Annotated in this window: 6 protein-coding genes; 5 read left to right on the plus strand and 1 reads right to left on the minus strand. The window is 71.9% G+C overall.

The window, feature by feature from the left end; all coding sequences use genetic code 11:
* Positions 1-698 (plus strand): lysozyme (locus CCS38_RS01375; RefSeq protein WP_223731329.1); only part of this gene is annotated, 698 nt, incomplete at its 5' end.
* Positions 699-789: 91 nt separating this feature from the next.
* Here the strand turns inward: CCS38_RS01375 and lon are convergent.
* On the minus strand, positions 790-3249 hold the full coding sequence (lon, locus tag CCS38_RS01380) for an endopeptidase La (protein ID WP_223731330.1): 2460 nt from the start codon (positions 3247-3249) through the stop codon (positions 790-792).
* A 201-nt stretch (positions 3250-3450) separates the two neighbouring features.
* On the opposite strand from lon, the gene CCS38_RS01385 reads away from it, so the two are divergent.
* From CCS38_RS01385 to CCS38_RS01400, 4 genes are all read left to right on the plus strand, one after another.
* Complete coding sequence (locus tag CCS38_RS01385) at positions 3451-4146, plus strand: spermidine synthase family protein (RefSeq protein ID WP_223731331.1); 696 nt, start codon at positions 3451-3453, stop codon at positions 4144-4146.
* Between the two features lie 145 nt (positions 4147-4291).
* Positions 4292-5032 (plus strand): response regulator transcription factor, encoded by a 741-nt coding sequence (locus tag CCS38_RS01390; RefSeq protein ID WP_030258798.1) that lies wholly within the window; start codon positions 4292-4294, stop codon positions 5030-5032.
* Complete coding sequence (locus CCS38_RS01395; protein ID WP_223731332.1) at positions 5029-6144, plus strand: HAMP domain-containing sensor histidine kinase; 1116 nt, start codon at positions 5029-5031, stop codon at positions 6142-6144. The genes CCS38_RS01390 and CCS38_RS01395 overlap by 4 nt, the downstream gene beginning before the upstream one ends.
* Before the next feature lie 261 nt (positions 6145-6405).
* Positions 6406-6670, plus strand: a 265-nt coding sequence (locus tag CCS38_RS01400; protein ID WP_223731333.1) for a 2-oxoglutarate dehydrogenase E1 subunit family protein, incomplete at its 3' end; no start/stop codon positions are given.

Genomic DNA, 6670 nt, shown 5'->3' on the forward strand with positions numbered 1-6670 from the left:
GCCGGCACCACGCCGGCTCCACGCTCCGCGCCCACGAGGGCGCCGCTTCCGGCCCGGCGGCGCAGCCGCTCGCCGGGGTCGCCGGCATGGACGTCAGCAGCCACCAGGGCAATGTGAACTGGGCGGCTGCCTGGCGCGCCGGTGCCCGCTTCGCCATTGTCAAGGCCACCGAGGGCACCAGCTACCGCAATCCCAAGTACGGCCAGCAGTACGGCGGGTCCTACAACGCCGGCATGATCCGCGGCGCGTACCACTTCGCGATCCCCAGCTCCTCGTCCGGCGCCGCCCAGGCCAACTACTTCGTCGACAACGGCGGCGGCTGGAAGGCGGACGGCCGGACGCTGCCGCCCGCGCTGGACATCGAGTACAACCCGTACGGCGCGACCTGCTACGGCCTGAGCCGGGCGGCCATGGGCGCCTGGATCGGCGACTTCAGCAGGACGGTGCACGCGCGCACCGGGCGGCACCCGATGATCTACACCTCCACCAACTGGTGGCGGCAGTGCGTCGGTGACAACGCGGCCCTCGGTATGAACCACCCGCTGTGGATCGCCCGCTACTCGTCCTCCCCCGGCCCCCTCCCGGCCGGCTGGTCGGCGCACACCATCTGGCAGTACTCCGACCGCGGCCGCTTCCCCGGCGACCAGAACGTCTTCAACGGCTCGCCGGCCCAGCTCCGCGCGCTCGCGAAGGGCTGACCGCCGCCTCCGGGCACGCGCAGAGCGAGGCCCGGAGCCCCCGCCGGGCGGGAGTTCCGGGCCTCGTCCCAGGGTGTCTCGTCCCAGGGTGTTACGCCGCGACCGGGACCTCCGGTGCGGCCGGCGCGGACGCCGGGGTCAGGGCCAGGTCGAGGACCTGGCGGACGTCGGAGACCGGGTGGACGTCGAGCCGGTCCAGGATCTCGGCGGGGACGTCGTCCAGGTCCGCCTCGTTGCGCTTGGGGATGATCACCGTGGTGATCCCCGCACGGTGCGCCGCTAGGAGCTTCTGCTTGACGCCGCCGATGGGCAGCACCCGCCCGGTGAGCGAGACCTCGCCGGTCATCGCCACGTCCGGCCTGACCTGACGCCCGCTGAGGAGCGAGGCCAGCGCCGTGGTCATGGTGATGCCCGCGCTGGGGCCGTCCTTCGGGACCGCGCCCGCCGGTACGTGCAGGTGCACGCCGCGTTCCTTGAGGTCGCCGACGGGCAGCTCCAGCTCCGCGCCGTGCGAGCGGAGGAAGGAGAGCGCGATGTGCGCCGACTCCTTCATCACGTCACCGAGCTGGCCGGTGAGCTGAAGACCCGAGCCGCCGGTCTCGGCGTCGGCGAGCGACGCCTCGACGTACAGCACGTCGCCGCCCGCGCCGGTCACGGCCAGCCCGGTGACCACACCGGGCACCGCCGTGCGCCGCTCCTCCGGGTCCTGCGCGGACTCGGGCACGTGGTGCGGCCGCCCGATCAGCGGGCGCAGCTCGTCCACGCCGACCGTGAAGGGCAGCTCGTGCTCGCCGAGCTCGTGCTGGGCCGCGATCTTGCGGAGCAGCCGGGCGATCGCCCGCTCCAGGTTCCGCACGCCCGCCTCGCGGGTGTACTCGCCGGCCAGCTTGCGCAGCGCGGCGTCCTCGATCACGACCTCGCCGCTCTCCAGACCGGCCTTCTCCAGCTGGCGCGGGAGCAGGTGGTCGCGGGCGATGGTGACCTTCTCGTCCTCGGTGTAGCCGTCGAGGCGGACCAGGTCCATACGGTCCAGGAGGGGCTCCGGGATCGCTTCCAGGACGTTGGCCGTGGCGAGGAAGACCACGTCGGAGAGGTCGAGCTCGACCTCCAGGTAGTGGTCGCGGAAGGTGTGGTTCTGGGCCGGGTCGAGCACTTCGAGGAGCGCCGCGGCCGGGTCGCCGCGGAAGTCCGAGCCGACCTTGTCGATCTCGTCGAGGAGGATGACCGGGTTCATGGAGCCCGCCTCCTTGATGGCGCGGACGATGCGGCCCGGCAGCGCGCCGACGTACGTACGCCGGTGGCCGCGGATCTCCGCCTCGTCCCGGACGCCGCCGAGCGCGACGCGGACGAACTTGCGGCCCATGGCGCGCGCGACGGACTCACCGAGCGAGGTCTTGCCGACGCCGGGCGGGCCGGTCAGGGCCAGCACGGCACCGCCCGCCCGTCGCCCACCACCACCCTTGCCGGAATCGCTGCGCGATGCCCCTTCTGATGGCCCGCCGACCAGGCCGAGGCCGCGGTCGGCGCGGCGCTTGCGCACCGCCAGGTACTCGGTGATCCGCTCCTTCACGTCGTCCAGGCCCGCGTGGTCCGCGTCCAGGACGGCGCGGGCGCCCTTGATGTCGTACGCGTCCTCCGTGCGCTCCGTCCACGGCAGCTCCAGGACGGTGTCCAGCCAGGTGCGGATCCAGGAGCCCTCGGGGCTCTGGTCGCTGGACCGCTCCAGCTTGTCGACCTCCTTCAGGGCGGCCTTCCGGACCTCCTCGGGCAGGTCGGCGGCCTCGACGCGGGCGCGGTAGTCGTCGCTCTCGTCGTCCGTGTCGCCGTTCAGCTCCGACAGCTCCTTGCGGACCGCCTCCAGCTGGCGCCGCAGCAGGAACTCGCGCTGCTGCTTGTCGACGCCCTCCTGGACGTCCTTGGCGATGGACTCGGCGACGTCCTGCTCGGCGAGGTGGTCGCGGAGCGCCTCGGTGGCGTCCTTCAGCCGGGCCACCGGGTCGGTGGTCTCCAGCAGCCGGACCTTCTGCTCGGTGGTCAGGAAGGGGCTGTACCCGGAGTTGTCGGCGAGCTGGCCGACGTCCTCGATCTGCTGGATACGGTCCACGACCTGCCAGGCGCCACGCTTGCGCAGCCAGCTGGTGGCGAGCGCCTTGTACTCCTTGACGAGCTCGGTGACGTGGCCGGGCACGGGGTCGGGGACGGTCTCCTCGACCGTGGTGCCCTCCACCCAGAGGGCCGCGCCGGGACCGGTCGTCCCGGAGCCGATCTTCACGCGCCCCAGGCCGCGGATCAGCGCGCCCGGGTCGCCGTCGGACAGCCGGCCGACCTGCTCGACCTTGCCGAGCGTGCCGACGCCGGCGTACGTGCCGTCGATGCGTGGAACGAGCAGCACCCGTGGCTTGTTACCGGGTGAGGCGGCGGCCTGCGCGGCCTCCACCGCGGCGCGTACATCCGCATCGGACAGGTCCAGCGGCACCACCATGCCCGGCAGGACGACCTCGTCGTCGAGGGGCAGCACGGGCAGGGTGAGCGGTGTGGACGTCGAAGCCATGATCTCCCCTTCGGCAGGCAAGTTGAGCTGTACTCACTCAATGGTCGTGAGCCGGTGGATGTTCCCCGGGCCTTGTTCGCTGTGAGCGATCAGATGCGGAGGGGAGGCGGGAGGGCCCGAAAGGGTCGCGCGGGCAGGTCGTACGGGCTCATAAAGTGGGGGCCGTCCGGCATTCATCCCGACTCCGGAGGCCCCGCACCCATGTCAGCCCCGTTCGCCACCGACGAGATGCCCGTCACACTGGAGCGCCGGGACGGGCCGTACGGCGAGGTCGTGCTGCGGCGGCGGGGACCGCACTTCGAGATCATCGCCAACGGGTGCTTCCTGATGGACACCTCCGACGGACGGTCGGAGCGGCTGCTGATCGACGCCGCGCTCGCGGCGCTGCCGGGTGACCGCGCGCGGCCCTCCGTACTGATCGGCGGACTGGGCGTCGGCTTCTCCCTGGCGCGCGCCGCCGCGGAGCCGCGCTGGGGCCGGATCGCGGTCGTCGAGCGCGAGGGCGCGGTCATCGACTGGCACCGCGAGGGGCCGCTGGAGGCCGTGTCGGGCCCGGCACTGGCCGATCCGCGCACGGAGATCGTCCAGGCCGATCTGGTGGCGTACGTACGGGAGGGTGCGGGCACGGGGACCTACGACGCGCTCTGCCTGGACATCGACAACGGGCCGGACTGGACCGTCACCGAGGACAACGGCGGCCTGTACTCCCCCGCCGGGCTCGCGGCCTGCCGGGACCGGCTGACGCCGGGCGGGGTGCTGGCCGTCTGGTCGGCGCAGCCCTCCCCCGCGTTCGAGGATGCGCTCCGGAATGCCGGGTTCAACGAGGTTCGCACCGAAGAGATCCCCGTTGTCCAAGGCGTCCCCGACGTGGTCCACCTCGCCGGGAAACGCGCGTAGCCGCGGGTCACATCGTGCCTTTACGCTGCTGCCCAGCAGTATGCGACCACTCAGTACAGCCAGTCAGCACAGCAGTACAGCAAGTCAGTACGTCAGCACAGCAAGTCAGAACGCGACCACGCACGGGGAAATTCAGGGGCGGGCGATGGACCAGACTCAGACCACCCACGGCGCCGCGGCGGCGGCCACGCCCGGCGCCCAGCGGCGGGTGCTCGTCGTCGAGGACGACCCGACGATCGTGGACGCCATCGCGGCCCGGCTGCGCGCCGAGGGCTTCCAGGTACAGACCGCCGTCGACGGCCCGTCGGCCGTGGACACCGCCGAGGCGTGGCAGCCCGACCTGCTCGTCCTCGACATCATGCTGCCCGGCTTCGACGGCCTGGAGGTGTGCCGCCGGGTGCAGGCCCAGCGGCCGGTCCCGGTGATGATGCTCACCGCGCGGGACGACGAGACGGACATGCTGGTCGGCCTCGGCGTCGGCGCCGACGACTACATGACCAAACCGTTCTCCATGCGGGAGCTGGCGGCCCGGGTGCACGTCCTGCTGCGCCGCGTCGAGCGGGCCGCGCTCGCCGCGCACACCCCGCGCAGCGGCATCCTGCGCCTGGGTGAACTGGAGATCGACCACGCGCAGCGGCGGGTCCGGGTGCGCGGCGCCGACGTGCACCTCACCCCCACCGAGTTCGACCTGCTGGTCTGCCTCGCCAACACCCCGCGCGCCGTCCTCTCCCGTGAGCAGCTGCTCGCCGAGGTCTGGGACTGGGCGGACGCCTCCGGCACCCGTACGGTCGACAGCCACATCAAGGCGCTGCGCCGGAAGATCGGCGCCGAGCGGATCCGTACGGTGCACGGCGTCGGTTACGCGCTGGAGACCCCGCCGGCATGAAGTCGCCCCGGCCTCTGGCACGCGAGCTCTGGCAGCGGGCCTGGGAGGCGATGCGCCCGCTCGATCCGTACCGGTCGGTCAAGGCGGCGCTCGGCGCGCTGGTCACCGTTTCGGTGATCATCACGACCCTGCTGGTCCTCGTCGCGTTCCACTCGGCGACGGAGCTGCGGGTCATCACGGTCTTCTCGATCATCGCCTCGCTGCTGATCACCCAGTTCGTCGCGCAGGGGCTGACGGCCCCGCTGGACGAGATGACGGACGTGACGCGGGCGATGGCCGCCGGGGACTACACCCGGCGGGTGCAGGGCAGCCGCCGCGACGAGTTCGGCGAGCTGGCCGACGCGTTCAACACGATGGCCGCCGACCTGGAAGCGGTGGACACCCACCGCAAGGAGCTGGTCGCCAACGTCTCGCACGAGCTGCGCACGCCGATCGCCGCGCTGCGCGCCGTGCTGGAGAACGTCGTCGACGGTGTCTCCGAGGCCGATCCGGAGACGATGCGCACCGCGCTGAGCCAGACCGAGCGGCTCGGCCGCCTGGTCGAGCACCTGCTGGACCTCTCCCGGCTGGACAACGGGGTCATCCCGCTGCACGCCCGCCGCTTCGAGGTCTGGCCGTACCTCTCGGGGGTGCTGAAGGAGGCCAACATGAGCCGCAGCGCCTCCACGCTGGCCGTCGGGTCCAGCCATCACAGCCGTACGGACGTCCACCTCCACCTGGACGTCTCGCCGCCGGAGCTGACCGCGCACGCGGACGCCGAGCGGCTGCACCAGGTCGTCGCCAACCTGATCGACAACGGCATCAAGCACTCCCCGCCGCACGGCCGGGTGACCGTGCGGGCGCGCCGCGGGGAGACCGTCGGCAGCCTTGTCCTGGAGGTGCAGGACGAGGGGCCCGGCATCCCGGCGTCCGAGCGGCACCGGGTCTTCGAGCGGTTCAACCGCGGCGGGCCCGCGCCCTCCGGTCCGGGCACCGACGGCGGCACGGGACTGGGCCTGGCAATCGCGCGCTGGGCGGTGGATCTGCACGGCGGACGCATCGGAGTGGCCGAATCCCCGCGTGGCTGCCGTATCCGCGTCACTCTTCCGGGGACCGGTCAGCCCCTTCCTTGACGTCCTGTGACGTAGGGTCGGTGGTGGAACCACTCATTCGGGGTGTTCCCCGTGTCCCTACCGGGGGTGCGATGGCGATGCCGCCTACCCAGGCGCGAGCAAACCACGCATGTTTCCCGCCATCTCGTTCCCCGAAACCCACCGCTAAATGTGACGTGCGCGACGAGTACCCCTCCCGGACTGCAGCATTGGTCGACAGAGGCGTAGCCTTTATTCCCGCTGTCCACCACCTTTAGGAAGCGGAAGAGGGCGGTTGCCGCCGTGTCGCCACAGTCCCCCAACACCTCGAGTGCCTCGACCGACCAAGACGGGCAGGGTAAGAACCCTGCAGCCGGATTCGGTGCGAACGAGTGGCTCGTCGACGAGATCTACCAGCAGTACCTCCAGGACCCGAACTCGGTAGACCGAGCCTGGTGGGACTTCTTCGCCGACTACAAGCCGGGCGCACCGGTGACGTCGGGCACCCCGGCCGACGAGGCCAAGCCGGCCGCGCCTGCCGCGCCCGCGGCTGCCGCCCCGGCCAAGG

Origin of the sequence: Streptomyces purpurogeneiscleroticus (assembly GCF_020024005.1) — a bacterium.
Classification (GTDB): Bacteria; Actinomycetota; Actinomycetes; order Streptomycetales; family Streptomycetaceae; genus Streptomyces; species Streptomyces purpurogeneiscleroticus.